Genomic DNA, 2,551 nt, shown 5'->3' with positions numbered 1-2,551 from the left:
AGCATTGGATTTACAAGTCTTTCTATACGTCTTTCAGACACATTTGCATATTCTGCCATGGCAATACCAAGAGTATCCATTGCTATTGCAACAGGTTGACCATGGAAATTTCCACCTGAGTATGCTTCTTCAGTATCTCCTAAAATTATTGGATTGTCTGTTGCCGAGTTTATTTCCGTTTCTATTACATTAACAACATAGTCCAAAGCCAATCTGCTGGCACCATGAATTTGAGGAGTACATCTTAATGAATAGGCATCTTGCATTCGTTTCTCTCCTTGTCTTGTTGTCAATTTACTATCTTTACACAGTTTCAACAAGTTTTCTGCAACATCCAGTTGACCTTTATGAGGTCGTACAAGGTGCATTCTTTTGTCAAAAGCATCCGTAATACCTTCAAGTGCTTCTATTGTCAGCATACAAACTATATCTGCAGTCTTTGACAACACAATGGAATCATATACTGCCAAACTTGCTACTGCAGTCATTGCACATGTTCCATTGATTAAAGCAAGACCTTCCTTGGCCTGCAATGTAACTGTTGAAATTCCCGCCTTTTCCATGGCAGCCTTTCCGTCCATTATTTCACCATTATACTCTGCCTCTCCCAAACCTATCATAGGAAGCACCATATGAGCCAATGGACACAAATCTCCACTTGAACCTACTGAACCTTTTTCTCTTATCTCTGGATGTACTCCCTTGTTCAACATATCTATAAGGGTCTGAACAACCAAAAGCCTGATTCCTGAGTATCCTTTTACCAAAGCATTAGCTCTTAGAAGCATTATGCCTCTTGTAATCTCCGTATCAAATGATGCGCCTATGCCGACTGCATCAGCTACAATAAGATATCTTTGCAAATCTTCAAGCTGATCATCTGAAATACTAATATCACTAAATTTACCAAAACCAGTATTTATTCCATATATAGCTCTACCATCAGCTAAAAATTTCTCAACCAATTTTCTTGATTTTTTGACCTTTTCTTTTCCTTCATCAGATATATCAACTTTATAGCCATGTCTTGATATCTGCACCACTTCTTCTAAGGTAAGGTTTTCTCCATCTAAATAAATTGTTTTTGACATTATTATCCTCCGATTATTTTTATTTTACCAGCCCGTTACCATATCAAGTGCTTCATCTGAAATTTTACCCAATGAATACTCTTCTATTGTCTCTTCAAGAATATTCATTGCTTTTTCAAGCTCACTCTTTTTTATGACCAAAGGTGGTTGAACCCTTAATATATTTTCTGCAAGAAAAATAAGAAGTACTCCTTTTTGCCAGCACCTGTATGTTATTTTTATTGCTGCATTATCGTTGCGTTCCTTTGTTGTCCTGTTTTTTACAAGTTCAATGCCGATGGAGAGACCTTCACCTCTTATGTCACCTATTATGTCATATTTTTTTTCCATCAAGGAAAACCTTTTCTTGATATAACATCCCATCTCTTTTGCATTGAGCATTAGATTTTCTTCTTTAATTACATCTATTGTTGCAATTGCAGCCCTTGCACATGTTGAATTACCTTGAACCGTAAAAAGGTGCGCAGGCATATTTAATGAATCAACTATCTCTGCTCTGGCAATAACTGCACTCATTGGCAATCCTGAAGCTATTGATTTTCCTGTAACCATAACGTCAGGAGCTATATTGAAATGCTCTATGGAAAACCATTTTCCAGTTCTGCCAAATCCCTGCTGTACTTCATCCACCATGAATAGAATTCCATTTTCTTTACACAAACTGTACAATCCATCCATATATTCCTGAGGCGGAATTATAAATCCAAGATCCCCTGCTATAGGTTCTATCATTATGCCGGCTACTTCTTCGGCAGGAATATAATTCTCAAATGCCATCTTCATATACTCCAGGCATTCCAACGAACAATTTTCCCTTTCTTTATTAAAAGCGCACCTGTAACAATCTGGATAGGGCATATGCTCTATTTCAGGTAATAATGGCCCTATTTTTCTTCTCATATTTAAGCTTATTGCACTTAAAGAAAGTGCTCCGTATGTGGACCCGTGATATCCACCAATAAATGATATGATTTTACTTCGACCTGTATATGATCTTGCCAACTTAATTGCACAATCATTGCCATCAGACCCAGATAATCCAAAGCACACCTTCTTATCAAAATCGCCTGGTGTTATATCTGTCAACATTTCGGCAAGCTTGACTTGAGCTTCAGCATACATGTAATCTGTAGAAAAATGTATAAAATTGTCAACTTGATCTTTTATGGCGGCCACTACCTTTGGATGTGAATGACCTGTATTTAATACAGCCGAACTGCTAAAAAGATCGATATATTCATTTCCATCCATATCTTCAATAATAGATCCCCTTCCCTTCTTCATTACCACAGGGAAGTAAGGAGCTCTGGAAGCTTTAGATATGACCTTTTCATCTCTTTCAACGATTTCTTCGCATTTATTCACATTTTTTTCCATATAAACTCCATTGATTTTATATTATCAGTTATTTTTAACGAGGAGCCACTCCATCAGGTCCAAATGTTACAAATTCAGCTGGT

At 36.9% G+C, this 2,551-nt stretch carries 2 protein-coding genes; both read right to left on the bottom strand.

Annotated elements, in window-relative coordinates; translation table 11 throughout:
- Positions 1–1,091: HAL/PAL/TAL family ammonia-lyase (locus AC3AX0_RS11415; RefSeq protein ID WP_487550408.1), on the bottom strand; the 1,091-nt coding region annotated here is incomplete at its 3' end.
- A gap of 24 nt (positions 1,092–1,115) precedes the next feature.
- Positions 1,116–2,468, bottom strand: a complete 1,353-nt coding sequence (locus AC3AX0_RS11410) for an aspartate aminotransferase family protein (RefSeq protein WP_487550407.1) — start codon at positions 2,466–2,468, stop codon at positions 1,116–1,118.
- Positions 2,469–2,551 lie beyond the last annotated feature (83 nt).

The sequence above is a fragment of the Dethiosulfatibacter sp. genome, from assembly GCF_983023055.1.
Note: the sequence above shows the minus strand (reverse complement) of the source record. Positions and strands in the feature narration are given on the sequence as shown.